The sequence below is a fragment of the Nitrincola nitratireducens genome (assembly GCF_000585235.1).
Classification (GTDB): domain Bacteria; phylum Pseudomonadota; class Gammaproteobacteria; order Pseudomonadales; family Balneatricaceae; genus Nitrincola; species Nitrincola alkalisediminis.
This window is the reverse complement of sequence record NZ_AONB01000002.1, coordinates 225,982-252,239: the sequence shown is the minus strand read 5'-3', so window position 1 is coordinate 252,239 and position 26,258 is coordinate 225,982. Positions and strand designations below refer to the sequence as shown.

The window sequence follows — 26,258 nt, the reverse complement described above, 5'->3', positions numbered from 1 at the left end:
GGCTGTCAATCGTATAACGGCTAAGCATTGAGTCATGTCAAAAATAATTAAAATCCAAATAATTGCTTAAAAAATGCTCCTAGTCGTTTGATTTTAAATCATTTAAAAACCCGAAAACCCTAATAACACACGCAACAAAACAGAAAAGTACCATAAATAAATAATTTATTACCTTTCTGCTAAGGAGTACTTTTGCCCATAATCTAACCCAGTTAACGCATTTAGCTTAATAGCGACCTCATTAAAATAAGTGATAAAGTACAGAGGCTTCTGACTCATGACACAACACAATCCTATGCTTAAAAAATTAAACGAAATTTTGCCCGCCATTCGAGAGAATGCCCCTCTTGCGGTTAAACTTCGCCAAGTTCCTAAAGAAAATGTCGACATGCTTCATGGGATTGGACTCAACCGAGCATTTCTTCCTAAGGCCTATGGGGGTCTTGAGATGTCACTTCCTGAGTTCACCGACTGTATAGCGGCTCTTGCTGGTGCATGCTGTTCAACCGCTTGGGCCTACAGCCTTTTGTGCACCCATAACCACCAAATGTCGATGTTTAGCAAACAAGCACAAGATGAGTTCTGGGGAACGAATCCTGACGCTGTTGCATCCAGCAGCATTGCTCCTTTCGGTAAGCATGAAGAAACCGAAGGTGGCATTATTTTTACAGGCGATATGAAATGGAGTTCGGGCGTTGATCATGCAGACTGGATTATCGTCGGCTTCCTTCGCACTAAATCCGATGGTGCTAAGGTGTATAGCTTTGCTGTCATCCCTCGCAGCGACTTTACCATTATCGACGACTGGTATTCGGTCGGCATGCAGGGCAGTGGTACAAAAACGGCCCACATTGATGGTGTCTTTGTGCCCGAACATCGCATACAAGCAGCAATCGATATGATGGAAGGCCGTCACGTTGGGCGCGATCTCTATCCTGATAGTAAAATTTATCACACCCCTTACCGCCCATACTTTGCATGTGGCTTTGCCGCCATGAGCCTTGGTGTTGCGGAGCGGATGATCGACGTTTACAAAGAACTCACTCAAAACCGTGTTAGAGCCTACACGGGTGCCGCTGTCCGTGAGTCCATCCCCCCGATTCTGCGCATTGCTGAATCCTATCAACAAGTTGCGGCTGCACGTGCTTTTCTGGAAAAAACCTGGCAAGAACACAAAGAGTATGGCGAGCGCCACGAATATCCTACCCGCTATGTGTTGGCGCATTGGCGAACCAATCAGGCCTATGCAATCAAGATGTGCGTTGAAGCCGTCAATCGCCTGTGGGCAGTGATGGGCGCATCCAACTGGTATGAAGATCGTGAGTCTCAGCGCCTCTGGCATGAGTCGAACATGACCGCTGCACACGCCTACACTGATTATGATGTCTGCGCTCAAATCCTCGGTCGTGAATTACTGGGACTCGAGCCAGATCCATCCTTACTCTAATCATTTTCAAGTCACTGGGCTGTGATTCAATACGCCCAGTGAACTCCACACTCTTCGTGTTAGGCCAAAGGTTATCTTATGAGCACACTCTCAACCGAATTCGACCCCAAAGCGTTTCGTCGCGCATTAGGCAATTTTGCGACAGGGGTTACTGTGATCACGGCCACCGCTTCTGATGGAAGCCGTGCAGGCGTCACCGCCAATAGCTTCAACTCTGTTTCACTCGACCCACCCCTTATTTTATGGAGCATCAGTAAAAACTCTGGCAGCTATTCAGTCTTCGAAAAAGCCAGCCACTTTGCCGTTAACATCCTTGCGGCCGATCAAATACACCTTTCCAATCACTTTGCACGCCCAAGTGACGATAAGTTTAAAGACATTCAGTTTGCATTGGGTTTAGGGGACGCTGCCATTCTGCCAGACACCTCTGCTTGCTTTCAGTGTGAGCAGTATCAAACCCTAGATGGAGGAGATCACTGGATTCTCGTAGGAAAAGTGGTGTCCTTCGTCGATACCGGTCGTGCGCCTTTGGTGTATCACGGTGGGGCCTATTCTGCTGTCATCCCCCATGCAGGTCTAAGCCCGAAAAAACATCGGCATCGGATGCGGCGCAAAGCAAAAATGAGCAACGCTTGGCGGACAACCTCTACTACCAAATGCTCCAAGCCGTAAAACGCTACCAAGCGGACTATCAACCTTTACAATTGGCAACGGGGCTGCGCACAATCGAGGCACGTATGCTTTTAACGCTAAACGATTTCGGTACCCTCTCTACACAAGAGCTTGAAGATCGAATCGGCATGCCCGACAATGATTTAAACGTTGCCGTTGATACGCTGTGCCGTAAAGGCTGGTTAGTACGCGAAGGAAATCAGCTCAGCATTAATCCGAATGGAGCCGAACAAGCCGAAACGCTCTGGCGTATCGCGAATGATCGACAACAAGCGGTATTTGGTCAATTCTCAGACGAAGAAATTGCCATCTTTCGTAAAGTCTTGAGTGCGATCTAAATCGCTTGAAGGAAGCGATATGCTAGCGCCGTGATACCTGCTCAATGGATGCATGAGTAGGTTAACAACACCCAACGTCGAAACGCTCTTGCGATGAACGCGACTGGAAACTAACCTGCATCTGGGTTATAAAGCTCAGATCAGGTTTTTTTACGGGTTCATTCTATGCAAAGGAAGCGCATGACGCATCAGGTTTATTCGTTGGGTTTCGTTTTACTGGCCTGCTTATCTGCCACAACCTTGCACGCTCAAATCCTGCATTACACGGATGATAAAGGGCGTCGTATCTATGTGGATAACATCAGCAAAGTTCCCCAGCAGTATCGCAACCAACTCGAAGTTCGCGGCACTCAACTGACGCCAGAACGCCGTAATGAGCTGGATCTAAAGCGCCAAGAGCAGCAAAATATTCAGCAACTGCAACAGCATCTACGACAGCTCGATCAGGCCATTTCCGCATTGCACACACCACTGACCATGCGTGGCAATTCGGTAATGCTCCCCGTTAAAGTCACCTTACAGGGCCGCACGGCCAATACCTTAATGATTCTGGATACGGGTGCCTCTTCAACCGTATTTCATCGCGATAAATTATCCCGATTACCCATTGATGCACGTCCCTCTGGGTATGCGCAGGTCGCCAGTGGTGATCTGATCGAAACCTTTTCAGCACGCTTTGATCGGATTGAAATCGGCCCCTATCGGATTGATGGACCTCGCGCCAGCATCATAGACTTCCAAGGAGCTGGCGCTCATGATGGTTTATTGGGCATGGATTTTCTGCGGCGGGTCGATTACCGCATCGACTTTGACGCCTCACAGATCATCTGGGACCCCACCCGCATTGCCGAACTCAAACAACAGCGGGTGGATCTGGAAGCGGCCATCGTTGCACTGACGGACGCCACTCAAACGCCGGAGTAGCGCAGCTACTCTGGCGTTTACCTGCAACACTCCAAGGCTAATGCCTTTGCGGCGCCGAAATCCGTTTTGCCGGAACCCAGTTTCGGCAGTGCAGCCACCCGACACCACTGATCCGGTATTGCCAGATTGTTCAGGCCACTTTTTATTAATGCCTGCTTGAGCGAATCGGTGTCCAGCTCCACATCGTGCAGCGCCACCAGTTTTTCACCCTTTTTAGCGTCGGAAACGGCGACAACGATCACCTCAACATCAGGGTCTTCAAGTAAGTGGCTAATGGCCTGTTCGGTTTGACCTAGGCTAATCATTTCACCCGCGACTTTGGCAAAACGGGAATAGCGGTCGACAATAAACAGAAAACCATCACTGTCGATATAGCCTTTATCACCCGTCACGTACCAACGCGTCCCCTTGATATTTTTGATCACCGAGTCGGTCTTGTCCGGATTATTCAGGTACCCCTGCATCACTTGGACACCCCCAATCAGAATCATCCCCGCCTCTCCCGTTGGCAACTCTTCAAAGGTTTCGGGATCCACCACTCTGCAACTGGTGCCAGGCAAGGGCATTCCGACTGAGCCAAGCTTCTGGCCACGCTGCACTTGCCAGCGCTCACTTTCAATTTTGTCTGGCAGATTAACGCTGGCAACGGGCGTGGTTTCCGTCGCGCCATAGCCTTCGTAAAGTGGCTTACTGAACTTAAGCGTAAAGCTATTGCGCACGTCTTCATTCAGCTTCTCTGCACCGGCCACCACCAGTCGCAAGCTGCTTAACATTAAGGGATGTATTTTGCTATTGCGGTTATAAAGCCGTAAGAAGGTCGAGGTTCCAAATAGAATCGTTGCTTGATAACGGGCAATGGCCTGGGCACTCGCCACCACATCCGTCGGATCAGGATGGCACACCACGGGCACACTTTCGATCAAGGGCATAAACTGCGTAATGGTTAAGCCAAAGGCATGAAACAAGCAGATTCGCCATGACAATGTCCTGCTCCTCGGTATTCAGCACCTCCGCTGTTTGTTTCACATTGGCCATGATGTTTTTATGGCTCAGACACACCCCTTTGGGCGCACCTTCGCTGCCACTAGAGAACAATATTGCAGCCGTGGCATCGCTGTTATGCGCACGGGAATGCAGCCAACACAGCAACCACGCGGGTAATACAGTCACACTCACCAAGGTCAATAGTTTTTCAACAAGACTGACCTTCTCAAACGCATCTTCGAGATACACAACCTTAAGGCGATTCAGCAAAGCCTCCAAATGTATACCACGACCCTCCAACTTCTTCATAAAACGACGTGACGTATACAGGGTACGGATGTCCGCTTGAGCAACCGCTGCCTCTAGCGCGGCAAGGCTCGCGGTATAGTTCAGATTAACCAGTGTTTTGCCTCGCAACAAGGCCGCCATATTCGCCAACATGCCACCGGCACTGCTTGGCAGCAGCAGGCCTAGGTTTTGCTCAGGGCTGTGCCGCTTGATTCGACGTGCCAAAACAATCGAACCTGTTAGAGCTTGGTAACCCGACAGATCACGCCCACTCACGACGTCGGCAATGGCTAAACGACGCCCTGTGCGCTTGGCTGAGTGTATCCAGGCTTTGGACACAGTCGGCAAGGTTTCGACATAGGCTTCCCAAGAGGATATTGATAAATCGAACACTCGCCGTTTAAGCACATCGGCTGTCGTTGTCGCTGGCAAGGGTGCGCCAAAGGCCACAATCAGATCGCGACGAGTCAAGCGCAGGGAGTTGTTTTTGAGATGGCTGGACGAACGTGAGAATTGGCTACCCCACAAACCGCGCAGATAAAAGGGCAAAATCACCACATCTGACGTGACATCCATGCACGCACGTTCGTAACCACGACGAAAATCCCCCAAATGCCCTGTGCGACTAATCGTGCCTTCGGGAAAGAGACAGACCACTTCACCTTTATTTAACGCATCGCTGACGGTCTTCAACGCATTGCGACTGCTCACACCCTGCTCAATCGGAATACAACCAAATAAATCGAACAACCAAGTGAGGTACCAGCGTTCGTAAATACTGCGCAACATCACAAAACGCACGGGGCGTGGACTGGCCAGTTGCACAATTGCCCAATCCACCCAACTGATATGATTGCCCAACAACAAAACGCCACCCTGTGCGGGCATATGCTCCAACCCTTGCACCGCCACCTTATAACGACGCGACATCACCCAACTGAGCACACAGCGGGTCAAGCTTTGCGGCAACTGGTAAATGGTATAGAAACAGCCCACCAGTGCCACAATCGCAATCAGCTCTAACAATGCTTTGCTGCTCAAACCCAACAAAGAGAAGGCCACCGTCAGCAGTAAAAAGCTCAGCATCACCACCGTCTGAACCCAATTGTTCGCCGCGAGTGTCCGGCCCATTTCAGACTCATCGGCATGAAACTGGATCAAGGCATTTAAAGGCACGATAAAAATCCCACCCATGAATCCGATAAACAGAAAGGTCAATGCGGCGGCCATCAGTGTTTCGGTAAATGGCAGGTACAACAAGCCCATTGCAATACCAAGCGCACCCAGCGGTAATAACCCAGTCTCAATATAATCACGCGAAAAGCGACCCGCAAACACAGACCCCAATGCAATCCCCACGCCAGAGCAGGCTAAAATACCCTGCACGAAGATCGTATTGGTCAAGAACATTTCCTCTTTAGCGAAGGCAGGGAAAGCCGCCAGCATCACCTGCCCCACCCCCCAAAACGTCGCCAAGCCAATCACTGACAGGCGAATCACCTTGCTTTTCAACAGTGGCTGCAAGTCTTTGCCAAACAATCGACCGCTCAGGTATTTTTTGGTTTCAAAGGTCGTGTTCACACCCGTTGCTGGCTGCACTGGCAGCCGATACATCATGGCCAACTCAATCACACTGTTCAGCACCAGCAGCCAACCAATAGGCGCGATTGCGCGCAGGATATCGGCTTCGGATAGGCTGCCAGCAGGGTACCAGTGTTCGAACAGAATGGAGAACGCAAAAATACCGACCAGAATGGCGCAGATGGACAATGCAGACACAAGACCATTGGCTTCGCCTAAATGCTCCTTACCAAACAGCTCACGAATATAGCCATACTTGGCCGGTGAATAGACCGCCGACTGTGCCGCCAGCAAAAAGGTCATGGCGAAGGCCGCCCAGAACCACCCCATATAGTAACAAGCGGTAATACCCAAGGTGATTGCCACCGCCGCCCAAGCGGATGCCTGCATAATGGACGTCTTTCGATACTTGTCGGACAAAAAACCGGCTGGACTGAGCAAGACAATAAACGGCAAAAGGATCAAGCCGTTAACACTCGCGATCAGGATGACCTGCAGTGGGCCATCGTAGAGTTTGAACACCGTATTCTGAATAATAATCTTGTGGCCCAAATCCACAAAGGCGTTGAGAAACACCGCCACGAGAAAGGGAATGGCTCCTGCGAAATGTCTGAGTTTAAGCATGACTCTGGTCCTTTACGAGTTATCAGATGTGACGGCAATTGTATCCACAGGGATCAAAATAGAAACCTTCATATTCATTGTGTTATTATTTTCGTCTCAAGGTATCGTATGATAATACTTTTTACCGATTCCATTAGGATTCACTATGCCGCAAACCACTGCCCTCCTCTCTGCCCTCAAACAACGCCTGCGCGCCAACGGCGTAACCTATGCCGATGTCGCCCACGCATTGGGCCTGAGCGAAGCCTCGATCAAGCGCCTGTTTGCTCAGCAGGGCTTCACCCTCGCGCGTCTTGAACAAGTGTGCACCCTCGCCAATACCGACCTTGCTGAACTGGTGCAAAGCATGCTACTCCAGCAACGCCAAGTTGAACAACTGAGTGAAGAACAAGAAGCCGAAATCGCCTCAGACGTCTTACTGTTGATGGTGACCGTCAGTGTCATTAATGGCTTCAGCTACGACGACCTGCTCAGCCACTTCCGCCTAACCCCAGCAGAATGCATCCAAAAGCTCGCCCAGCTTGATCGGCTTAAGCTGATCGACCTTCATCCTGGCAACCGCATCAAACTGCGCATTGCCCCCAACTTCCGTTGGAAACCCGATGGCCCGATACAACGTTTCTTTTTACAGTATGTGCAAAAGGACTTTTTTGACTCCCGCTTTGACGACAAATCTGAAAAGCTCATGGTACTCAATGGTTTACTTAGCCACACCAGCAACGCAGAAATGCAGGAAAAAATTGATCGACTTAGCATGGAATTTAACGAGCGGCTAAAAAAAGACAGGCACTTGCCCATGACTGACAAACACGGCACCACTATGGTGATTGCATTGAGGCAGTGGCGCTACAGTCTGTTTGATGAGTATATGAAATAAGCTGGCTGGGATGGGGGGCTTAGTCTATAAGGTTGAAGATGATGACCGTTCACCCTCCAGTTGATGCCATATCCGTAGAATAATAATGACACTTAGGTGTTATATGCGTGGTACCGCCGTCAGTCGTATAAAGAATGGATCGGTTCAAAAAACCTATCAGTTATCAGTTGTTAATTCAGCTAGAAACAATGAATTTCAAATAAATTAACACACACTAATGCATTGATTTTTTTATAAAAATTCAAAAAATTAAAAAATAAAAATATTTTGTAAGGAAAAGTGATTTCGTGCAACTCACCTATGAGCGCTAAACGCTCTAATCAATAAACACATCGAGGTGAAACATGAAGACAACTACTAAAACTCTGCTTTCTGCAACAGGCGCTGCTCTAATCGGTTTAGGTATGGCTGCTTCTGCTTCTGCTGCAAATCCATTTGCGACCGAAGTCTTAACCCAAGGTTACACGCAAGTTGCTCAATATGGTTCAACTGAAGCTAAATGTGGTGAGGCCAAATGTGGTGAAGCCAAGTGCGGTGAGGCCAAGTGCGGTGAAGAAAAAATTGAAGAAGCTAAATGTGGCGAAGGTAAATGTGGCGGCTAATCTAGGCGGCTTAGGTTCGCCCATGGATCGGGCTCCTTTTCTTTTCTGATTGAATTCGATTTCGGTTTAAGTGACCTTAAGGAGATAGTTAATGAAAACGACCGATCAAGTAGGCCTTGGTTTCCGTCGAGAGCACCTTAAGGCAATCACTCCTGGCGAGAAAGTATCCGTTGATTTTTTTGAGGTTGCCCCCGAAAACTGGATGAACATTGGTGGTCGGTTAGCCAAAAATTTTCGTGAATTTACCGAGCGTTACCGCTTTTATACCCACGGTTTATCGCTTTCATTAGGAAGTCCTGCGCCATTGGATATGGATTTCGTCAAACAAATTAAACGTTTTTTAGACGATCACAAGATAGACGTCTACAGCGAGCATCTTAGCGCTTGCAGTGATGACGGTCATCTTTATGATCTTATGCCGATTCCCTTTACGGAAGACGCCGTGTATTGGGTAGCTGAACGAATTAAACAGGTCATGGATTGTTTAGAAAGGCCTTTTTATGTAGAAAACGTGTCCTATTACGCACAAATACATCAACAAATGTCTGAACTTGAGTTTACTCAAGCCATACTAGATGAAGCCAACTGTCAGCTTCTACTTGATGTAAATAATGTCTATGTGAATAGTGTTAATCATCGCTATGACGCTAAAGCGTTCATTCAGGGAATTGATCCCGACAGGATTGGCTATCTTCATATCGCCGGTCATCATCAGGAAGCTGAAGATTTAATTATTGATACCCATGGCGCTGCCGTTTCCAATCCTGTTTGGCAATTATTACATGTGGTATACCACCATGCAGGCTTAAAACCCACATTATTGGAGCGTGACTTTAACCTTCCGCCACTAGCTGAGCTTTATAAAGAAACTGATATTATTAAATCGATACAGTTGTCAGGTGGTTACCATGCTGCAGCATAACCCACCAGCGTACGCTGAACACTTGCTTAAATTAACTCATGCTATTCGCAACCCAGAAGAGGTTTCGCTCGAAATCGAGCCTCGCAGACTGGCGGTCTATCAACGTCTCTTTTTTAATAATATTAATAATTTTATCAGCAGTGCATTTCCTGTGTTTAAACAGATAGTGTCTGATGAGTGGTGGTTAAATGAGATTCGCGGATTTATGTCCAATTATCGCTGTCAGTCACCAAGGTTTTACGATATTGCTGAACAGTTTTTGGATTATCTGCAAAGTGATGTTAGACCTAGCACTGAGCAGGATCCCCCTTTTATGCATGAGCTGATGCGTTACGAATGGCTAGAGCTATTTCTTGAATTAGCAGATGCAGAATTTGATGGTGGGGAAACTCCGAAACTTAATTATGGTATAAACTTATCCCCTTTAAGTTTACTTGAAGCTTACAGCTATCCTGTTCACTTAATTAATCGAGATAACCAGCCGACTGAACCCAGTCTACACCCTACGTTCTTGTTAGTGTATCGAAACCGAAATGACAAAATAGTTTTTGAACATCTTAATCCGTTTAGTGCCCATCTATTTGCACTAATATCGGACCAACCAGAAACAGCACTTGAAAATCATCTACAACAGATAGCCATTCAATTTGGGCTTGAGCCCAATCAGCATTTTCTGAATCAGGGTCTTTCTCTAGTGCAAGGTTGGCATGATCGAGATGTACTCAGCAGAGCTAGAGGAGAGTCGTCATGATAAGTACACTGATAAGTCATTCTCGCAACGTGATGAACTGCTTACGGCATCTCGATGGCTTAGCGCCTTTGTTAATGCGCCTTTACCTAGCACCTGTCATGATGCAAGCAGGATGGATGAAGTTGGCTAATTTTGAAAGTACGGTGAATTGGTTTGGAAATCCTGATTGGGGATTGGGGCTACCTTTTCCTGAATTGATGGTCATTCTAGCCGGTGGTGCTGAACTAATCGGTGGTTTATTACTGATCCCAGGATTGGCGGTACGTTGGTTTAGTGTTCCTTTAATGGTAACGATGCTGGTCGCCGCCCTGACTGTGCATTGGCAAAATGGCTGGCTAGCCATTGCTGACGCCTCAAGTTGGCTGGCAAACGATAGAGTTCACGCCTCAACCGAGCAACTGCAACGTGGCCGAGAAATTTTAAGAACACATGGAAACTTTAGTTGGTTAACTCAAAACGGAAATTTCGTCATCTTGAATAATGGTGTCGAATTTGCGGCCACCTATTTTATTATGTTTTTGACACTTTTTTACACGGGTGGAGGACGCTACGTAAGCTTAGATTATTGGATTAAATATCATTACTATAAAGAGAAGTCACTTCATGAGTAGCACTGTTATGAATCCTAGCGAAATATTTGATACCAGCCATCAGGAGGCTTCTATAAGGGACTATACACAACGCCTAAATAATATAAGACCAAGACTGTTGGCTTTTGCTCGACTACAAATGAGCGATAAATCTTTTGCTGAAGATTTAGTTCAAGAAACACTAATAACGGCTTGGGAAAAGCTACATGACTTCAGAGGTGAGTCACGTTTTGAAACTTGGGTATTTGGTATATTACGTTATAAGTTACTCGATGAAATACGTCGTAAAACCCGTATTGCTAGTTTCCAATTTTCTTCAGATGACCTTCCAGAAATCGATATGCTTTTTAAAGATAATGAGCAATGGACTGACGAAGCCGCGCCATCAACCTGGACAACACCTGATGACTCTTTAGAAAATGATCATTTTTGGCAGGTTTTTGATATTTGTGTATATCATCTACCCGAAAAAACAGCGCGTGTTTTTACCCTGAGAGAATTAATGGGCCTTGAAACAGATGAAATATGTGATTCATTAAACATCAGTGAAGATAACTGCTGGACAATTTTACATAGAGCACGTGTAAAACTAAGAAGCTGTTTAGAACGCAGCTGGTTTTCGCAAGGAGAAATAAAATGAAATCTATGTACTCCTGTAAACATGCAACGACTCTAATGTCTAAAAAGCTAGAGACTCGATTAAGTTTCAGAGAGTGGGTTTGGCTTTACACTCATCTTGCGTTATGCGCGAACTGTCGCCGTTGCTATCGCCAATTTAAACTACTAGATAAGGCAAATAAGAGTAGACGGGCATTTATGCAAAATATTGCTGCCTCCCAGGCTTCGCATATAACACCTAAATCGTGATCTTAGAAACTTAAAAGGCCCTTGGTGCCGAATTTAGTAAAAGGAAATATTCATGAAAAAGACTCTGCTCTCCACCACCATCTTTGCCTTGCTCTGCGCTCCTGCCTTCGCCCATGATATCAAAGTCACCGGCTATGCGCTGAGCAGTGACGGCACCAGTCTTGTCTCTTTGCCTGGTCTGACCGAGGTCGGCGAGACAATCACCTTATCCAGCAGCTTGGCCGCAATTGCCTATCGTCCTGTGACGGGCGAACTGATCGGTATTGCACCGAATGCGGCTGTCTACACCATCGATCCAGCAACTGGCGCGCTGACAGCGACCGATAACCTAAAAGGCGATAATGTTGGAATCACCGAAGGTGCAATGGTTGGTTTCGACTTCAACAACAGCATTGATGCGATCCGCATTGTGGCAACCGACGGGTCGAACCATGTCTATTTCCCCTCAGGGTTCGGTGATAATGACGAACGTGCCAATTCAGTACGCCGTTTCACCGATTTGTTCTATGCCCAAGGTGACAAAAACGAAGGCGCTATCCCTGCTGTTTTTGCAAGCGCCTATACCAATGCAATCAAGGGTAAGACCGCATCCGAGACCGTACAATATGTGCTAGATGCAGAAACCAACACACTGCTGAATCTTGCCAATAACGCTGGGTCGCTGACCACCGTTGCTGCTCTAACACTGGATGGTAAAGCAGTGGATATCAGTGCAATGGGTGATATGGAAATCGTCTCGCCTGCAGAGGGCACGAATATGGCATATGCCATGCTGATGATGCAAAGTGCCAACACTTCTGGTGTTTACTCCATTGATCTGGCAACAGGTGAACTCACTCTGCGAGCCAATCTGGGCGAGATGGGCTTTAAAGGTTTTGCTGCTATGTTGGATGATTAAGCACTCGCAAAAGTAAGATGGGCCTGAGCCCATCTTACCAGCTCAACTTTTTGTACCTTATCTAAACTTAATTTCTTGTCAAGATGCCACAAATGATAAGAGTCTTTTAATTAATTCTCGTCCAGAATGTCATATTCACAGACTGTTTTTCAAGAAGCTCTAAATACTCCAATGCAACCCTGTTATCTAACCATTGCTGGCAGTATTCCTCAGCTTTTTCCTGCGAACTGGCGATAGCCCTAAAGGATATACGGTTCTGGTCGTCACTACCTCTGAAAGCGAGTGATAGTCTATATTCAGCCAGTGCCTAGCCACTATAGCCGAATGAATCTTACCCCACAGAAGATATACCGCAGATTCACGGTGACTTGCTGGCACCCTAACCACTCTATCTTCGTTGCTAGACATCATCCGTGATCCATTCGGTAAAGCCGCTTCAATTTTAGACAGTAAAGAACGCGCGGAAGCAGCAAAACTTTTTCCAGTCAAAGACGCAGTGAAGCTTACTCCAGTGATCAGTGCTTCCAACTCATCCGGCGACAATTGTAAAGGTGGTAACTCGAATCCTTCAGACAAGCGATATCCAACACCCGGTTCGCAATAAACAGGTATTCCAGATATAGACAAATCATCAACATAGCGATAAATGGTTCTTTCAGACACGATTAATTTCTCAGCCAACTGCTTGGCAGTAAGTGGCTGGTGTCTACGCAGGATATTGGTTAACTGAAAAAGCCTATCTGATTTTCGCACGCTCTCCCTCCAGCTCATGCCACACCCGTAGAATAATAATGACACTGAGGTGTTATATGCGTGGCTCCTTGTTTGCCACTGATCGATCTTTGGCTAACTCAATAACAGCATGCCCCAATTGAACTAATGTCCCAAAGTTTGGCGTCGTTTCGGGCTTCAATGAACGGTATGCACTAGTGCGGCTTTTTATGCCGGCTTTTGCAATGACTTGACCATGACCAAACTGTTCAACATAAGAGCGAATGACCGCTTGTAGAATGTCTGGGCGGCCTTCCATCATAGACTCCCATGATGCTTGTTTGATAACAGCTTCCATTTCTTGAACATTAAAACTTGACTCAACAGACGTTTGTGAGCCTGTTGTAATGTCACGAAGTGTCACCGCAGAGAGCTCATGACCACTCCAGTTTAAAGATCCATCGCCAGTCAAAGAAAATCGTTTAAAATCCTTAACCTCTGAAAATGGCGCTTTTGTAAAGTACTCCGCCAAGTCGGCGTGACCTTGGAAACCGTCATTGAACGTCAGCTCTAATGTATGACCTGATACAAAATCAACATCTATGACTTTTAACATACATCACCTAACTTACTTGGGTTTTCACCTTTCACCGCTTTGTTCCACATAGCCATTAGTTGTTCGCTATGCATTTGTATGTGGTTTTCAGCACGTTTTCGTTGCTTATTGGGTAAATACCCCTCTAAACACTCGCCCGTTTCAATAGCAATAATTAACTCATAACTGCCGTACTTAACGTGAAGATGAGGCAATTTATGCTGCTTGTTATCAAAGAAATACAAGCAAAATGAAAGACCTAAAAGAGCATCAATTTCTGGCATAGCTGACTCTAGTTCATCCTTGTAAAGAGACTATAGCAATGTATCTTAAAAGAGACAATATGCATAAACATACAAAGCGAGCCTTTGGTACGACTGCTGGATGGCTTTGATACTCATTAAGCCCTCCCAATAGCTTAGGCTGATTGACTAGAACAGCTCATTGCCATCTTGTTTCAAATAAACTTATTTTCTTCCAAGCTTTTGAACACTCATGTCCACGGGCTACCAACGAAAGCCTGTTCAGTATGCATTTCTAACTGAACAGGCTAGTAATTGTATTTACTATGCCTTCGATGACAGCTACGACCCCGTCGATCATGGCTTCGAAGGTGCCAATTACTATCTCCAAAATTCCCTCATCGCTGTGGATAAGAGGTGCTGCTGCTCCAGCAACGGAAATAACCATAACCGCCATCACAATAGAGTTGAAGCCCATAACCAAAATGTAAATTACAGAGGTCATGAGCAGGGCCGCACACAGGGAATTAAAGACTCTCAGTCCTTTTGACCGTTCCACTTTCTTTTTCATATACAACTCCGTTTGTGACTGGATGACAACTTTCCGAATATGTTTAACACTTGCCATAAATGGCCGAGTCATACGAGACCCAGTGACCGAAGGGATTATCTTTGATGGCTTGGTTATGCATCCGGCTCCGACCAAACAGCATATTCGTTTCCATTTGGATCGGTAAAGTGAAACCTCCTGCCACCTGGAAAATCGAATATATCCTGAACCACCTTGCCACCTGACGATATGACTTTCTTAACCGTTTCTTCAAGCTCCGAGCTATAAAGAACAACCAGTACACTACCGCGCTCGGGTGAGCATACTTTGTCAGATTTATAAAAGCCGCCATCTATACCTGCATTCTCGATCGCCACATACTCGGGGCCATAGTCAACGAATGACCATCCGAAAGCAGAAGTAAAGAACGCCTTCGTTGCTTCAAGATTCCTTGACGGAATCTCGACATAGTTGATTTTTCCAGTTTCCTTCATGTCGCTCTCCTGTATGAATAACGAGCCTGTTGAAAAACCTAATTCTGATAAGCCACTCTACTATAACCCGTTGTATATTATCAATTTTTAACTGATGACTTCAGTCAACCATCACTTATTAACTCTGTACTTTCAGCCTTTACTTTTATAAGTATAGGCCATTGACCTCTCAAGGCCTTATTCTAGAGCCAATCCAGCCTGATTTCTGTCGCCTCATCGACTGTGGTCGGCTATTGATAAAGCAATCGTAATGAAGTGCCGCACGGTGTCGCAAGATTAGGCTTTGAAGATAATATTGGTTTCGTAGGAAGTGCCCATGGATATGTTTGCTGTAAGTGATTCACAGCCAACGATGACAGATGAAGTAGGATCACTGGCTCAGGGGCTTGATACTGGCCGCTAACGCGGCCAATAAAAAACTAATGCCTGTCGACAATAGTTTGGACTCATAGGTGTTTGTTTATGCCTTGTTCCAATCTCTCGCACGAACCCTGCCCGTTTGATAATAGGTTGAAACTAGCTCGATATAATCACGAAAATCTTCATTCTCAGTTAGTATCCTGTTAGTGGACTCCCAGTCTACGTCTGGACGAGAACGTGCAGGTAATATCATCTCACTTTCGCTGGGATTTTCAGGGTTAAGAAGAATTACCCCTATTCCGTGCAACGCAGACAACATCCTTAACTCTTTTTCAGTATTTGCGTCAGCAATCGACGTGCCTACCAAGTAACCTTCATTTGCCCAGCTAGAATTACTTACGGCCTGAAAGAAGCTTTTTCTGGCATTGGAACCATTGAGCTCTTTCTTCACTTCGAACGACCACAAACGGACACTCTGACCAGCCCCCTGCTTCACACAGCTTCTGATTAATTCGTTCCATTCTTTATCAATGGGCTGCATCGCAACAATATCCGGATGCAACCATTGATTTCCGCCACTACCCCTTGAGTTTTTGGAGCGTTTTTCATCTATTCGAAGACAGTAAAGCTTTAGTTCCGTTTTTAGGTATTCAATCAGTAATGGATACAGCTCATGCTCGGATAATATGTGATTTGTAGCTGGTGCAGTATCTACTGGGACCTCATCGTCATCAACGCCATCAAAATCCGAAACATCGGGTATATCGGTCGACTTTTTATCTGGGTCATACCAGTAAAGTCTCGGGCGAGGTTTATCTTGCCAAAAAACATGGGAGCTTTGATTTGCAATTTGATCCTTCTGTGCGCCAATTTCGGCAACTATCTGAGTGATAAATGCTTTCTCATCGACAAATCTGGGATTGTTGCGCTTTTCTGCATAGTCATCTGAATAGAGACTGACTATTGCTTCAGCTATAGTTCTCGCGTTGAAACGCTCTTTCGGATTATCCCGAAGAAACTGAACCACTTTCTGTGACTGTGATAATTTTGACAAACCCTACTCCTTACTGGAAAGTCCATGCCCTCGACACGTTAGCGCTCGTCGTGAACGGCATTGTTGCCCCTGTGTCGCTATTTTCTCGATATTGTACACCATGCAGTACATTAACCACTGCGCATTGACCTTGGTTTTGCCCCTTAAGGTAAATCGATTCAGTGCCTTGTGCTTTCTAAATTACCAAACACGGGTTCTACCGTGCCTAATCGCTGACTGTAGATATGACGCCCCATCGGGCTGTCTATCTTTTGCTTCATTTTCTCAATAAACCCCGGTGCAGCCTTGCGATCACTCCCTTAGATTTCTTCATCTTGGCACTTTCAGGGTCAGTGATATTACCTTTAACTGGAGTACCCCGTTGACCGTACCGCTCAGGTGCCGTTGTTAAGTGTTTTTTTATCTTGGCTGAAACCTTTTCAAGCTTCACGATCTGGGCACGTTCACGGTCGGTGACCTCAATGGGTTGATCCTGTTGATCACCCGTTTGATGCGCTTTTAGCATTCGCTCTACGGAGCGATCAATCTTGGCTTTCTTACGATTCAACTCCGCATGTGTGCCACTCCACTCCTTGGCAGCGTTCGAGGGCATCTTGCAGCCATCAATCGCGAACATCTCCCGTCCGATTAGATTTAAGCTATCACACACCATTAGAACGTGTGTGAACAAGGGTGCAATCACCTCATCCATTCGAGAGATGAAATCGGCTAAAGTGCTGTGATGGGGTTGGCTGTCAGCTGACAGTGCCATGAACAGGACATTCTCACTGCAGGCTTGGAGCAGTAAAGCGGCGGAAAATCGGTCGCTGTGCAGCCGATTGTTAAAGCCTGCCTAGCCAGTACTGCGGACGTCGCCGGTCATGGGCAACAGCCAGGACTTGAAAACCATTAGACTTTTCTCGGTAAACAACAGATAGCGGAAATCTGTGAAGGGGTGCTCTACGGATATCTGGCGGCAACTCAATTTGCCAGGCTTTTGGTGACTCGCCGACTAAATTGGCCAGGGCCTCAAATTCCTCTATGAAGGTGCCACCCAATCCCGGAACTTTTGATTCGTAATAGCCAACCGATTCCAGGAACTCGGCTTCCGCTGCCGGGTGAAAAGAATAGTTCATTTGATGAGTGCTCTAGCCTTCCTAATGACATCCTCACCGGACACAGCCTGAACTGTGCCATTATCGAGCTCTTCGCCTCTACGCCGGGCCTCAAGCAACCAATCGGATCTGAGCTCTTCTTCTGACGGAGACTCTAGGCTCAATACCAGTCGCTGGATTAATTGGGCTCGCTCCTTTTTAGGAAGGTGGAGAGCCTCGTCTTCAATTTTCTGGAGATTCATGGAGGGATCCTCTCGTTCGTGTATCGCTCAATTTTGACACGGATGGGGACTAGGAGCAACGACTCGGTTTTTCGCTTTTTCCGATGCTTGATGCCTCCATACTTTCGATCCGCCAATAGCTCTAACAAAGACTCTTGACTTGCACGAAACAACAATCGTGTAAATAAAGCCTCGTTGTAACGCCATAGCGCTAGATACTCATGTGGTAAAGTATCCTCCAGCAACCTGTCTCCAGTGATGATCAGTGCTCCGGCAATCATGCTGAATGATGTTTTTGATCAATGGAAATCCTATATTGGCGACTATGATCCTCTAGTGGCGAATCCCCCCGACTGTATTACAGGCTTGACTGCAGAGACATCCACATTATGCCTGCAAGAAAATTTAAGCCGACTTAACACACGTCTCGATGAAATTTTAATACTATCAAGTACCATCAAGCTCACCATGTATCGCGACAATCCTTCACCTGAAGGTGAAAATCATACTGAGGATTATGATCATATCTATGCCCTTGATACGTTAACTCAAACTTGGAAAACGGCGGTTCATTTTCAATGCCAGTTTGAAAGCCTGGATTATCATTTTTCAGAAGACTACCCAGTTAAACAGCTACAGTGCCTTGAACACTACACATATAATTTTTTAACGCACCTTCTCATGTCTTTAGAGCTATGTTGTAGAGCTGAGCTAGCTAAAAAACTTTCCGCCACGACGGCTGAAAATGACTTGTTTCCACCCTTCGATTTTCGACGCACACTACTGCCCAAAGAGTTTCTTGCAAACTTGACGTCTGGCCAGCTGGAACTCTACTCATGCAGTGAAATAAACGGCAGATGGATGCGTGAAATCTGCTATATCGAGGTTAGACAGTTGTTGGAAGAAGACGTGAAAAATCTCACGAACCAACTGGCATCCACCTACAGCCAAAAACGAAAAGCTGCATTTGTCATTTTCGGGATGGACTCAACGTGGCGTGCCGCCGCCTTATCTGAATGTGAGTTTTCATCTAACGAAGTTTTCTCCTAAACCTTAAATGTATAGTTTGAGGGCACCCTGTTCTAGAGGGGTGGTGGTGCCGCTGCTGGGAGACCGTCTGCCGCCAGGACGGCGGCAGTCGAGCGGTCAGGGATGACGCAAAGCGTGTCTCCCGGCAGAGGTATCACCACCCCGGAAGGCACCCAGCCCCCTTACCCATGCTCCCCAACCCAATGCTTCGCAATATCGACCCGACGCGTCACCCACACCCCTTCATGCGCTTGAACATGGTCTAAAAACCGTTGCAGAGCTTTAAAGCGCCCTGGACGTCCGACCAAGCGACAATGCAAACCGACAGACATCATCTTCGGAGCATACGCCCCTTCGGCATACAGCACATCGAAGCTATCACGCAAGTAATTGAAGAACTCCTCACCATCTGCAAAGCCTTGTGGCGACGAAAAGCGCATATCATTACAGTCCAGTGTATACGGAATGATCAGATGCTTTTTCGACTCACCTGAACTCGTTTGCACCTCCGTCCAAAACGGCAAATCATCACCATAGTAATCCGAGTCGTAAAGAAACCCACCCTCTTCAACAAGAAGACGACGCGTGTTCGGTGAGTCACGCCCAGTGTACCAGCCCAAAGGCGCTTCGCCCGTTAGGGATTTTAGAATAGCAATGGCTTCTTGCAGGTGTTCGCGTTCTTGATCTTCAGGCATATGTTGATAATGAATCCAACGCAAACCATGGCAACAAATATCATGACCTAGACGCTGGAACTCAGCACACAGATCAGGATGACGCTGCAAAGCCATGGCCACCCCGAAAATGGTCATCGGCAGTTGGCGTTGTTCAAACTCTCGCAGAATGCGCCAAACCCCAGCACGCGATCCATATTCATAGATGGACTCCATGCTCATGTGGCGCTCTGGATAAGGGCTTGCACCTGCGATTTCCGACAGAAAGGTCTCCGCATGGGCATCGCCATGCAACACCGACATCTCCCCACCCTCTTCGTAGTTGAGTACAAAATTCAGGGCTAAGCGCGCGCCATTGGGCCACTTGATCTGGCGGCGTGGCACCATAACCAATCAAATCACGTGGGTAACCTGTATTCGTCATAGCGTTCCTTCCTCTTTTTCCTGAAAAGGATGTGCAATCCACCAAGCATCGGCATCATCAAAAAACACTTCATCACAATTGGGCAACTGCCCTTGTCGATCAACTATCAGCAACTGATCATCATCCTCTAATGTGATTAAGGGATGATGCCAAACGCCCGCATGGTAATTAACGCCCTGACGACCATCACTCAAAAACAAACGCATGGCGCTAGGATCTGGGGCATCTGCTGGAGGTGCCACCAAAATCAAAAAGGGCTTGCGCTGTAGCGGGATAAAAGCCTGAGACCCCTGAGGATGCCGCTCCAGCAGTTTTACTTGCAAAGGAAAACGATCCGCCACGGGTTTACGAAAAATACTGATAATGGCACGTCCATCGTCAGCGCCAGTGTTCACTGTCGCGAGTGAATGGTATCGCTCAGTAGAGCCACTGTTAATCAGAAAAAAGTCTTTATCCTCGGTGCTGATCACATCGCCAAAAGGCGCGAAGTGTTCAGCAGTGAGCGGCGTCAGCGTCAGGTGTTTCATGCTCAACCTCGATACACACGTCCGAGGATGCGCAAACGACTCACGCCACCGTCCGGGAAAATATTAAGACGCAAATGGGTAATGGGGCCTAAGTCGTTCAGCTCAAGACTGAACTCATGCTCTTGGTGCATTTGCAGTTTTTGAGAAGGCAAAAGCTCTTTCCAGTACAGGCTTTGGGTCTCGATTTGGCTTTCCGTTCCACCTTTGACATACGCCGCCTGGATTGAGCAACTGTCTGGGTAGTTGCCTTTAAAATGCAGCGTATCCACGATGATTTTTTCAACCACACCGGGATGGCCCAAGGACAGAATCGCCCAGTCATAACCAGGCGTGCGACGGCGTGCGGTTTCCCAGCCATCACCCATGTTAACGCCCCGCCCCGGATTAATCAGATTGCTGATGGTGCCGTAATGTTCATCCGAACAGGCAAGCGCACGCCCACCATTTAAAGCGGCCGCTAAGTCAATCTGCTCATCATCAGCAACGTCGGACCAGTCTCGGTAAGGCATACCGTACACACGCAAGCGCGCAACACCACCATCTGGATAAATGTTAAAACGCAGGTGCGTCCAAGGTTGATCCTGATGGGAGGTGTCATGAAAATGATGACTGTTCCCTTGCAGATCCACGGCAGGCAGAATCGGTGTCCAATGCGTTTGCGCAGTGGGGTCACCATCGGCACAAAAACAGGCTTCGAGCGAGGCCGAAGGCGGATAGTTACCGGTAAAATACGAAGTATCGATATCCACCCCGCGAATAAAGCCCGGTACTCCTAAGCGAATAATCGCATGGTCATAGCCTTCAAAGCGTTTACGACGACTTTCCCAACCGTCCATCCATTTACCATTGTCGTCAAACACCCCTTCTTTCCATACCGGTGGCTCGGGTTGTAGCATTCGGTTTACATCGGCGAACCAATCATCGGTAACAAAGATAGCTTGAGTTCCCAAACGGGCATCGGCTAGGTTAATCGTGCGCTTATAAGGATTGCTTGTGGTCTGCATACATCTATCTCGAAAATTAGTTCAGGGTTAAATCCAGTTCTTGAAGGCTGTCATAGAGGCGGTTAATTTCCTCAATCCGCTGACGACCATGGCGCAATTGTTGGTGCAACAAAGCGTTGGTGATAAAGCTCACAAGGCTCATGGGCAAGGCATAGCTGTCAAAAGCAGACACACTATCCAGTGGTATTTCTAGACACCAGGTCGCCTGTGAGTGGTCCAACCCGCTTTGTGTTTCCGTGATCAGCAGGACCGGAATGGCCAAGCTTTTTAAACGGTTGAGCAGCATTGGAAATTGCGCGGGACGGCGATGAAATCCAATCAAGATAATCAGATCCTGATCGGTTAGATCGGCTAAATCCTCTGCTAAGGTTTGTCCAGCTTGTGGCAGTAGTTGAATATCGGGTCGCACTTGAATCAGCTGTTGTCGCCAGTGCATGGCGACTGGGTAACTGTTGCGAAAACCAATTAACACTACTCGCCGGGCTTGCTCGAATTTGCTCAGTATGGCATCCAGCGGCCAAAGTTTGGCTTGCTGGTTTAACCGCGACAGATTTTTCGACTCAAGGCGAAAATGCCGATCAAGCAAGGTGGTGCCAGACTCAGAAGCTCCGCTTGGTAAGGGCACGCCAGATTGACGCAGCACCCGGACTTCATCGCGCATCGCTTTAAAACTATCGTATCCCAAGCGCCGGAATAGACGGCTCACTGTTGCTTTAGACGTTTGACAGGCCTCACTCAGCTCCACCGAGTTATAGGTGGCCAAATCATCTAAATGATCCAGAATAAAGCTGGCCACTCGTCGCTCACTGGGTGACAAGTCTTCATACTCTTTGCGAATCACATCGGTAATTTGGCGCACAACACACATCCTTTGGAGTTAAAATCGTATTAAAACTTTAGTTGCAAAAATAAACAAAACTGTAACAAACGTTACATTAGAAAGCCATAATTTGTCAACACGACGACCCTGTCCTGATTGCCTATTTAAGGCACATATGCACACCCAGCGCCCACTTTGTATAAGCCTGAGCCAGTGGTCATGCATTGCTCAGATGACATGACCAGACCGGCATGGCCAAGGGGTGTCTGGTTAAAGCACAGCGTTAATAAAGCTTCTTAATTCGGGCGTGCTTGGATTGGCAAACACCTCAGCAGAGGGGCCGGTTTCCCACACTTTTCCTTGGTGCATAAACACCACCCGATCACCGACATCTCGCGCAAAATTCATTTCATGCGTGACCAGTACGAGCGTCATCCCTTCGGCTGCCAGTTCCTCCAGTACTTTAAGCACTTCCCCTACCAGCTCTGGGTCCAACGCCGAGGTAATTTCATCGCACAACAGAACTTTCGGTGACATGGCCAAGGCCCGTGCAATCGCAACGCGCTGTTGTTGCCCCCCGGATAGCTTGTCTGGGTATTGGTCAAACTTCTCGGCCAAGCCCACTTTTGTTAGCTTATCCAGTGCCATTTTGCGTGCGTCTTCGGCTGACTGTTTGAGCACCAGTTTTGGCGCCAGCATCACGTTCTCGCCAACGGTTAAGTGTGGAAAAAGATTGAAGCTTTGAAACACCATGCCGACACTTCGTGCCAACGCACGCACCTGACGCTCATCACTGCTGACCTCTTTGTTGTCAAGAATGATGGCTCCCTCTTGGTAGGCTTCTAATCCGTTCATACAACGCAACAGTGTACTTTTACCCGAACCACTGCGTCCGATAATCGAAACCACTTCACCCGCTTGAATCTTTAAGTCAACGCCTTTAAGGACATGCAAGTCACCGTAGTATTTATGGACTTTATCAATATTAACGAGCGCCATTGAATTTTTTCTCCAAACGTTGACTGGCCAAAGATAGGGGGTAGCAGAGTAAGAAATAAATAAGCGCTACCATGGTAAAGATTTTAAATGGCTCAAACGTCGCGTTGTTCAACATCGTTCCGGCCTTGGTCAACTCAACAAAGCCAATGATTGATGCTAATGCAGTGCCTTTAATCACTTGCACTGAAAAGCCAACCGTCGGTGCCAAGGCCACTCGAATCGCTTGAGGCAAAATAATGTTTTTGAGCGTTTGCGTGAAGCTCAAGCCTAAGCAACGTGATGCCTCCCACTGCCCCTTAGGCAACGTATCGATACACCCCCTCCAGATTTCAGTTAAGAAGGCGCTGGTAAAGAGCGTGAGGGCAATGGCAGCTGCCGCCCAAGCGGAGATATCAAACCCCATCAGAGACAAGCCAAAAAACACCAAGAAAAGTTGCATCAACAGAGGCGTCCCCTGAAACACCTCAACGTATAAGCGCACAAACCAATGTAAGGCTCGACGGCGCGTCAATCGCATGGCTGTCAACAGCAAGCCAACCAAACCGCCACCAATAAAGGCCGTGAGTGAGAGCAAAACCGTCCAGCGTGCCGCTAAGAGTAAGTTGCGCAGCAAATCCCAATTACTAAATTCAATCATGAGGATCTCCTGTGACGAAACAAATACCGTCCCAACGCATCAAACGCCTGACGCATGAGAATCGCAAGCACCAGATACATGGCAGCCACCACTAAATACACTTCAAAGCTTCGGAAGTTGCGGGACTGAATTAAGTTGGCTGCATAGGTCAAATCCATCACCGAAATCTGTGACACCACCGCCGATCCCAGCATCACGATAATGCATTGACTGGTCAGCGCTGGGTAAATCTTTTCAAACGCAGGAATCAACACCACACGAAAGAAGGCTTGCTGTGGGCTTAAACCCAATACTTTTGCCGCTTCAACTTGTCCCTTGGGTGTTGCGGCCAGGCCCGCTCGAATAATTTCGGTGGAATAGGCACCAAGATTAATCAGCATTGCAATTAACCCCGCTTCCCATGCTGACAGCTTGATTCCCAGTGCAGGTAAGCCAAAGAAAATAAAAAACAACTGTACAATAAAGGGGGTATTGCGGATGAGTTCGACGTACATACCAATCATCCCCCGTAATAGATTGCCACCGTAGTGCCGACCCGCCGCCCCGGCGGTGCCTATTGCCACACCGCCCAGTGTGGCATAGACCGTCAGCTCAACGGTGACCCATAAACCCTTCAAGAGTTGATCTGTATAGGGCAATAGGTCACTGAAATTGAGCATTATTCTACCTCAGCTACCAAAACCTTCAGGCAGAGGTGCCTTCAGCCACGTTTCAGAGATTTGATTTAACGTGCCGTCTTCAAAGGCTTTTGCAATGATCTCATTCACCTTGGCTTGCAGCTCAGCTTCACCTTTTTTCAGACCGATATAGCAAGGTGAGTCACGCAGCATAAACTTAGGTACAGGCGCTTGGTTTGGACGGCGCTCTGCAATTTCAGTCGCAACAAGGTTACCCGTTGCGATCAACTGCACTTGGCCAGACAAGTAAGCCGACAGGGTTGTGTTGTTGTCTTCAAAGCGTTGCAGCGTCGCGCTGGCTGGAATCACTTTTTCTAACTCCATGTCTTCAACAGCACCACGGGTCACACCCACAGTTTTACCTGCCAGATCCTCGGGGCTGCTGACGGCAATGTCCGCGTTTCCGAACACACCCAAGAAGAACGGAGCATAGGCATGACTGAAATCAATCGCGCGCTCACGCTCTTCATTCTTACCCAAGCTGGAAATGACAAGGTCAGCACGACCTGTTTGTAAATAGGGGATACGGTTGGCGCTGGTGACGGTAATCAATTCAACAGACACACCCATTTGTTCCGCAATGTAGTTCGCCATATCGATGTCGTAGCCACGTGGCTTCAGATCAGTTCCCACCGATCCAAAGGGTGGAAAGTCTTGCGGCACCGCTACTCTTAATACACCCCGCTCTTCTATTTCAGCCAACAGGTTAGCTTGAGCCCCTAGTGATAGGGTTACGCCAACAGCTGCTACCGTTGCAAGCAGTCCTCGTTTTACGTTTTTTAATACTTGTTGCATTTCACTCACCCTTTAAGTTGTAACTTTTGATTCACTCAAAGATATAATTGCAACAAAAGTGCCAACTTGACTAAAGTCTAAGCCACTTTTGATTAAACCCTATAAAAACAATTGACTAGCCAATCAGCGGGCCTATTTCTTTAAATCGCACCCACTGGGTAAAACCTTGGCATGACGTTGATGAGATGCAAAAGAGAACCGAGACGGTGCACGGATGGCCAAAAACGTGCAGAGGAAATACACAGGCCTTCAACGGTATCTGGAGAAGGCCTGTTTGATGCTTAATGCATCAAGTAGAGGGATAAGAAAAACACCACTGAGCCTAAGGTAATCCAGGCACTGCTGGTTAGGCGTTGCACTTTATTAATGAGCACTAACCACAAGCCTGTTAAACAAAACACCAGCATAAATATCGCGGACAGATCCGACAATAAACGCCAAAAATCACTGACGCTTTTTCCACGGTGCACGTTGTTGAGCATAACAAGCAAGGGCAAGGACAGTGTAAACACTTCGACAACACCTTCATCTGGAAAAACTTCAATCGACTGATTGCCATTAGGGCTGTCGAGCGCAATCGCGAGAAGGGGCTCATCTTCGTCCCATTCAAACTCCATTTTGATGCCACGCACGTTGTGCTCCCGATCCAACCAGTTCAGCACCTGCAGCGCATACAGCGATGGGCTGTCTTGCCAGTCCATCTCAACTAAGGTGTCAGGTAAGTCAAACGATTGTTCATACTGCTTGGTTTGCCCTAAATTCCAATCGGTATGGTTTAGGAAAAAACCCGTCACTGCAAAAAATATCATCGACAAGAGAACAGGCACGGCGCTGTAAATATGCAACCATCGCACCCAGCGATTCACCACTAGCATCTTCGTATTCATTCATTCCACATCGAAAAGAAAGGTAAAGTTGCCGTATGATAATCGCACTCAAACTAAATTAACAATATAATACGAATCATTATCAGTATTTGAGTTGGG

General features: G+C 47.2%; 33 protein-coding genes and 2 pseudogenes. 13 read left to right on the top strand and 22 right to left on the bottom strand.

What is annotated here, in order from left to right; translation table 11 throughout:
- The first annotated feature begins 277 nt into the window (after nucleotides 1-277).
- From D791_RS03665 to D791_RS03655, 4 genes are all read left to right on the top strand, one after another.
- Entirely contained in the window at nucleotides 278-1,447 is a 1,170-nt protein-coding gene (locus D791_RS03665; RefSeq protein WP_036507887.1) for a p-hydroxyphenylacetate 3-hydroxylase oxygenase component, read from the top strand.
- Nucleotides 1,448-1,525: 78 nt separating this feature from the next.
- Nucleotides 1,526-2,119 (top strand): flavin reductase family protein, encoded by a 594-nt coding sequence (locus D791_RS20640; protein ID WP_237748500.1) that lies wholly within the window; start codon nucleotides 1,526-1,528, stop codon nucleotides 2,117-2,119.
- Nucleotides 2,080-2,457 carry a MarR family winged helix-turn-helix transcriptional regulator gene (locus D791_RS20635; RefSeq protein ID WP_237748499.1) on the top strand — a complete coding sequence of 126 codons (378 nt, stop codon included), beginning with the start codon at nucleotides 2,080-2,082 and terminating at the stop codon, nucleotides 2,455-2,457. Before D791_RS20640 ends, D791_RS20635 begins: the two co-directional genes overlap by 40 nt.
- Before the next feature lie 180 nt (nucleotides 2,458-2,637).
- Nucleotides 2,638-3,381, top strand: coding sequence for a retropepsin-like aspartic protease family protein (locus D791_RS03655; protein ID WP_036507884.1), 744 nt, complete (start codon nucleotides 2,638-2,640; stop codon nucleotides 3,379-3,381).
- 17 nt (nucleotides 3,382-3,398) lie between these two features.
- On the opposite strand, the gene D791_RS21670 is transcribed toward D791_RS03655, so the two are convergent.
- Both D791_RS21670 and D791_RS03650 read right to left on the bottom strand, forming a co-directional pair.
- Nucleotides 3,399-4,364, bottom strand: a complete 966-nt coding sequence (locus tag D791_RS21670; RefSeq protein WP_337588593.1) for an AMP-binding protein — start codon at nucleotides 4,362-4,364, stop codon at nucleotides 3,399-3,401.
- Nucleotides 4,270-6,858, bottom strand: a complete 2,589-nt coding sequence (locus D791_RS03650) for an MFS transporter (RefSeq protein WP_337588592.1) — start codon at nucleotides 6,856-6,858, stop codon at nucleotides 4,270-4,272. The genes D791_RS21670 and D791_RS03650 overlap by 95 nt, the downstream gene beginning before the upstream one ends.
- Before the next feature lie 145 nt (nucleotides 6,859-7,003).
- On the opposite strand from D791_RS03650, the gene D791_RS03645 reads away from it, so the two are divergent.
- The 8 genes from D791_RS03645 (at nucleotide 7,004) to D791_RS03615 (ending at nucleotide 12,365) form a co-directional block, all read left to right on the top strand.
- Nucleotides 7,004-7,735, top strand: coding sequence for a helix-turn-helix domain-containing protein (locus tag D791_RS03645; protein ID WP_036507881.1), 732 nt, complete (start codon nucleotides 7,004-7,006; stop codon nucleotides 7,733-7,735).
- A 344-nt stretch (nucleotides 7,736-8,079) separates the two neighbouring features.
- On the top strand, nucleotides 8,080-8,337 hold the full coding sequence (locus tag D791_RS03640; RefSeq protein WP_036507878.1) for an HvfA family oxazolone/thioamide-modified RiPP metallophore: 258 nt from the start codon (nucleotides 8,080-8,082) through the stop codon (nucleotides 8,335-8,337).
- Between the two features lie 91 nt (nucleotides 8,338-8,428).
- On the top strand, nucleotides 8,429-9,259 hold the full coding sequence (locus D791_RS03635) for an HvfB family MNIO-type RiPP peptide maturase (protein ID WP_036507876.1): 831 nt from the start codon (nucleotides 8,429-8,431) through the stop codon (nucleotides 9,257-9,259).
- Nucleotides 9,246-10,010 (top strand): HvfC family RiPP maturation protein, encoded by a 765-nt coding sequence (locus D791_RS03630; protein WP_051514128.1) that lies wholly within the window; start codon nucleotides 9,246-9,248, stop codon nucleotides 10,008-10,010. Before D791_RS03635 ends, D791_RS03630 begins: the two co-directional genes overlap by 14 nt.
- Nucleotides 10,007-10,621, top strand: coding sequence for an HvfX family Cu-binding RiPP maturation protein (locus tag D791_RS03625; RefSeq protein WP_036507874.1), 615 nt, complete (start codon nucleotides 10,007-10,009; stop codon nucleotides 10,619-10,621). Before D791_RS03630 ends, D791_RS03625 begins: the two co-directional genes overlap by 4 nt.
- Nucleotides 10,614-11,240 (top strand): sigma-70 family RNA polymerase sigma factor, encoded by a 627-nt coding sequence (locus D791_RS03620; protein WP_237748498.1) that lies wholly within the window; start codon nucleotides 10,614-10,616, stop codon nucleotides 11,238-11,240. Before D791_RS03625 ends, D791_RS03620 begins: the two co-directional genes overlap by 8 nt.
- On the top strand, nucleotides 11,237-11,467 hold the full coding sequence (locus D791_RS22160) for an anti-sigma factor family protein (protein ID WP_081763705.1): 231 nt from the start codon (nucleotides 11,237-11,239) through the stop codon (nucleotides 11,465-11,467). The genes D791_RS03620 and D791_RS22160 overlap by 4 nt, the downstream gene beginning before the upstream one ends.
- Before the next feature lie 52 nt (nucleotides 11,468-11,519).
- Nucleotides 11,520-12,365 (top strand): DUF4394 domain-containing protein, encoded by an 846-nt coding sequence (locus D791_RS03615; RefSeq protein WP_036507871.1) that lies wholly within the window; start codon nucleotides 11,520-11,522, stop codon nucleotides 12,363-12,365.
- Nucleotides 12,366-12,551: 186 nt separating this feature from the next.
- Here D791_RS03615 and D791_RS03610 read toward each other — a convergent pair whose 3' ends face one another.
- The 11 genes and pseudogenes from D791_RS03610 to D791_RS21965 form a co-directional block, all read right to left on the bottom strand.
- Nucleotides 12,552-13,118 (bottom strand): helix-turn-helix transcriptional regulator, encoded by a 567-nt coding sequence (locus D791_RS03610; RefSeq protein ID WP_202806807.1) that lies wholly within the window; start codon nucleotides 13,116-13,118, stop codon nucleotides 12,552-12,554.
- 52 nt (nucleotides 13,119-13,170) lie between these two features.
- Nucleotides 13,171-13,692 carry a type II toxin-antitoxin system antitoxin DhiA gene (dhiA, locus tag D791_RS03605; protein WP_036507868.1) on the bottom strand — a complete coding sequence of 174 codons (522 nt, stop codon included), beginning with the start codon at nucleotides 13,690-13,692 and terminating at the stop codon, nucleotides 13,171-13,173.
- On the bottom strand, nucleotides 13,686-13,955 hold the full coding sequence (dhiT, locus tag D791_RS03600; RefSeq protein ID WP_036507865.1) for a type II toxin-antitoxin system toxin DhiT: 270 nt from the start codon (nucleotides 13,953-13,955) through the stop codon (nucleotides 13,686-13,688). Before dhiT ends, dhiA begins: the two co-directional genes overlap by 7 nt.
- A gap of 253 nt (nucleotides 13,956-14,208) precedes the next feature.
- Nucleotides 14,209-14,484, bottom strand: a complete 276-nt coding sequence (locus D791_RS03595; RefSeq protein WP_036507862.1) for a hypothetical protein — start codon at nucleotides 14,482-14,484, stop codon at nucleotides 14,209-14,211.
- A 113-nt stretch (nucleotides 14,485-14,597) separates the two neighbouring features.
- Nucleotides 14,598-14,957 carry a VOC family protein gene (locus D791_RS03590; RefSeq protein ID WP_036507859.1) on the bottom strand — a complete coding sequence of 120 codons (360 nt, stop codon included), beginning with the start codon at nucleotides 14,955-14,957 and terminating at the stop codon, nucleotides 14,598-14,600.
- A gap of 460 nt (nucleotides 14,958-15,417) precedes the next feature.
- Nucleotides 15,418-16,371: a COG2958 family protein gene (locus D791_RS03585; RefSeq protein ID WP_036507856.1), complete on the bottom strand. Its 954-nt coding sequence runs from the start codon at nucleotides 16,369-16,371 to the stop codon at nucleotides 15,418-15,420.
- A gap of 3 nt (nucleotides 16,372-16,374) precedes the next feature.
- Complete coding sequence (locus tag D791_RS21970; RefSeq protein WP_089503596.1) at nucleotides 16,375-16,533, bottom strand: transposase; 159 nt, start codon at nucleotides 16,531-16,533, stop codon at nucleotides 16,375-16,377.
- A 94-nt stretch (nucleotides 16,534-16,627) separates the two neighbouring features.
- A complete protein-coding gene (locus tag D791_RS03580) occupies nucleotides 16,628-17,122 on the bottom strand; it encodes a hypothetical protein (protein WP_051514125.1) in 495 nt (164 codons plus the stop codon).
- Nucleotides 17,123-17,192: 70 nt separating this feature from the next.
- Complete coding sequence (locus D791_RS03575) at nucleotides 17,193-17,486, bottom strand: type II toxin-antitoxin system RelE/ParE family toxin (RefSeq protein WP_036507853.1); 294 nt, start codon at nucleotides 17,484-17,486, stop codon at nucleotides 17,193-17,195.
- Nucleotides 17,483-17,707 (bottom strand): addiction module protein, encoded by a 225-nt coding sequence (locus tag D791_RS03570; RefSeq protein WP_036507850.1) that lies wholly within the window; start codon nucleotides 17,705-17,707, stop codon nucleotides 17,483-17,485. The genes D791_RS03575 and D791_RS03570 overlap by 4 nt, the downstream gene beginning before the upstream one ends.
- Nucleotides 17,708-17,793: 86 nt before the next feature.
- Nucleotides 17,794-17,919 (bottom strand): annotated as a pseudogene (locus D791_RS21965) (IS91 family transposase); the annotation flags it as partial.
- Between the two features lie 46 nt (nucleotides 17,920-17,965).
- Between D791_RS21965 and D791_RS03560 the strand changes: the two are divergent.
- A complete protein-coding gene (locus D791_RS03560; RefSeq protein WP_036507846.1) occupies nucleotides 17,966-18,736 on the top strand; it encodes a hypothetical protein in 771 nt (256 codons plus the stop codon).
- 161 nt (nucleotides 18,737-18,897) lie between these two features.
- Here D791_RS03560 and puuE read toward each other — a convergent pair.
- The 9 genes and pseudogenes from puuE to D791_RS03515 all read right to left on the bottom strand — a co-directional run bounded on the left by puuE (nucleotide 18,898) and on the right by D791_RS03515 (nucleotide 26,159).
- Nucleotides 18,898-19,813 (bottom strand): annotated as a pseudogene (gene puuE / locus D791_RS03555) (allantoinase PuuE).
- Complete coding sequence (locus D791_RS03550) at nucleotides 19,810-20,340, bottom strand: ureidoglycolate lyase (protein WP_036507845.1); 531 nt, start codon at nucleotides 20,338-20,340, stop codon at nucleotides 19,810-19,812. The pseudogene puuE and the gene D791_RS03550 overlap by 4 nt, the downstream one beginning before the upstream one ends.
- 2 nt (nucleotides 20,341-20,342) lie before the next feature.
- Nucleotides 20,343-21,344 carry an allantoicase gene (alc, locus tag D791_RS03545; RefSeq protein WP_036507842.1) on the bottom strand — a complete coding sequence of 334 codons (1,002 nt, stop codon included), beginning with the start codon at nucleotides 21,342-21,344 and terminating at the stop codon, nucleotides 20,343-20,345.
- A gap of 16 nt (nucleotides 21,345-21,360) precedes the next feature.
- The gene (locus D791_RS03540; protein WP_036507839.1) at nucleotides 21,361-22,203 is read right to left on the bottom strand and encodes a MurR/RpiR family transcriptional regulator; all 843 of its coding nucleotides are present in this window, start codon (nucleotides 22,201-22,203) and stop codon (nucleotides 21,361-21,363) included.
- Nucleotides 22,204-22,434: 231 nt separating this feature from the next.
- Entirely contained in the window at nucleotides 22,435-23,163 is a 729-nt protein-coding gene (locus D791_RS03535; RefSeq protein WP_036507836.1) for an amino acid ABC transporter ATP-binding protein, read from the bottom strand.
- Nucleotides 23,150-23,800, bottom strand: coding sequence for an amino acid ABC transporter permease (locus D791_RS03530; RefSeq protein ID WP_036507833.1), 651 nt, complete (start codon nucleotides 23,798-23,800; stop codon nucleotides 23,150-23,152). Before D791_RS03530 ends, D791_RS03535 begins: the two co-directional genes overlap by 14 nt.
- Entirely contained in the window at nucleotides 23,797-24,459 is a 663-nt protein-coding gene (locus D791_RS03525; protein ID WP_036507830.1) for an amino acid ABC transporter permease, read from the bottom strand. The genes D791_RS03530 and D791_RS03525 overlap by 4 nt, the downstream gene beginning before the upstream one ends.
- 9 nt (nucleotides 24,460-24,468) lie before the next feature.
- Nucleotides 24,469-25,272: a transporter substrate-binding domain-containing protein gene (locus D791_RS03520; RefSeq protein WP_036507828.1), complete on the bottom strand. Its 804-nt coding sequence runs from the start codon at nucleotides 25,270-25,272 to the stop codon at nucleotides 24,469-24,471.
- A gap of 281 nt (nucleotides 25,273-25,553) precedes the next feature.
- A complete protein-coding gene (locus D791_RS03515) occupies nucleotides 25,554-26,159 on the bottom strand; it encodes a PepSY-associated TM helix domain-containing protein (protein ID WP_081763703.1) in 606 nt (201 codons plus the stop codon).
- Nucleotides 26,160-26,258 lie beyond the last annotated feature (99 nt).

Coding starts and splice junctions, on each gene's coding strand:
- D791_RS03550 (WP_036507845.1), bottom strand. CDS start 20,340: ATGAAACACCTGACGCTGACGCCGCTCACTGCTGAACACTTCGCGCCT.
- D791_RS03645 (WP_036507881.1), top strand. CDS start 7,004: ATGCCGCAAACCACTGCCCTCCTCTCTGCCCTCAAACAACGCCTGCGC.
- D791_RS03520 (WP_036507828.1), bottom strand. CDS start 25,272: ATGCAACAAGTATTAAAAAACGTAAAACGAGGACTGCTTGCAACGGTA.
- D791_RS03525 (WP_036507830.1), bottom strand. CDS start 24,459: ATGCTCAATTTCAGTGACCTATTGCCCTATACAGATCAACTCTTGAAG.
- D791_RS03640 (WP_036507878.1), top strand. CDS start 8,080: ATGAAGACAACTACTAAAACTCTGCTTTCTGCAACAGGCGCTGCTCTA.
- D791_RS03595 (WP_036507862.1), bottom strand. CDS start 14,484: ATGAAAAAGAAAGTGGAACGGTCAAAAGGACTGAGAGTCTTTAATTCC.
- D791_RS03665 (WP_036507887.1), top strand. CDS start 278: ATGACACAACACAATCCTATGCTTAAAAAATTAAACGAAATTTTGCCC.
- D791_RS03655 (WP_036507884.1), top strand. CDS start 2,638: ATGACGCATCAGGTTTATTCGTTGGGTTTCGTTTTACTGGCCTGCTTA.
- D791_RS03630 (WP_051514128.1), top strand. CDS start 9,246: ATGCTGCAGCATAACCCACCAGCGTACGCTGAACACTTGCTTAAATTA.
- D791_RS03615 (WP_036507871.1), top strand. CDS start 11,520: ATGAAAAAGACTCTGCTCTCCACCACCATCTTTGCCTTGCTCTGCGCT.
- D791_RS03535 (WP_036507836.1), bottom strand. CDS start 23,163: ATGGCGCTCGTTAATATTGATAAAGTCCATAAATACTACGGTGACTTG.
- D791_RS03570 (WP_036507850.1), bottom strand. CDS start 17,707: ATGAATCTCCAGAAAATTGAAGACGAGGCTCTCCACCTTCCTAAAAAG.
- D791_RS03650 (WP_337588592.1), bottom strand. CDS start 6,858: ATGCTTAAACTCAGACATTTCGCAGGAGCCATTCCCTTTCTCGTGGCG.
- D791_RS03530 (WP_036507833.1), bottom strand. CDS start 23,800: ATGATTGAATTTAGTAATTGGGATTTGCTGCGCAACTTACTCTTAGCG.
- D791_RS03635 (WP_036507876.1), top strand. CDS start 8,429: ATGAAAACGACCGATCAAGTAGGCCTTGGTTTCCGTCGAGAGCACCTT.
- D791_RS03515 (WP_081763703.1), bottom strand. CDS start 26,159: ATGAATACGAAGATGCTAGTGGTGAATCGCTGGGTGCGATGGTTGCAT.
- D791_RS03620 (WP_237748498.1), top strand. CDS start 10,614: ATGAGTAGCACTGTTATGAATCCTAGCGAAATATTTGATACCAGCCAT.
- D791_RS03590 (WP_036507859.1), bottom strand. CDS start 14,957: ATGAAGGAAACTGGAAAAATCAACTATGTCGAGATTCCGTCAAGGAAT.
- D791_RS03560 (WP_036507846.1), top strand. CDS start 17,966: ATGCTGAATGATGTTTTTGATCAATGGAAATCCTATATTGGCGACTAT.
- D791_RS03625 (WP_036507874.1), top strand. CDS start 10,007: ATGATAAGTACACTGATAAGTCATTCTCGCAACGTGATGAACTGCTTA.
- dhiT (WP_036507865.1), bottom strand. CDS start 13,955: ATGCCAGAAATTGATGCTCTTTTAGGTCTTTCATTTTGCTTGTATTTC.
- D791_RS03575 (WP_036507853.1), bottom strand. CDS start 17,486: ATGAACTATTCTTTTCACCCGGCAGCGGAAGCCGAGTTCCTGGAATCG.
- dhiA (WP_036507868.1), bottom strand. CDS start 13,692: ATGTTAAAAGTCATAGATGTTGATTTTGTATCAGGTCATACATTAGAG.
- alc (WP_036507842.1), bottom strand. CDS start 21,344: ATGCAGACCACAAGCAATCCTTATAAGCGCACGATTAACCTAGCCGAT.
- D791_RS22160 (WP_081763705.1), top strand. CDS start 11,237: ATGAAATCTATGTACTCCTGTAAACATGCAACGACTCTAATGTCTAAA.
- D791_RS20640 (WP_237748500.1), top strand. CDS start 1,526: ATGAGCACACTCTCAACCGAATTCGACCCCAAAGCGTTTCGTCGCGCA.
- D791_RS03580 (WP_051514125.1), bottom strand. CDS start 17,122: ATGGCACTGTCAGCTGACAGCCAACCCCATCACAGCACTTTAGCCGAT.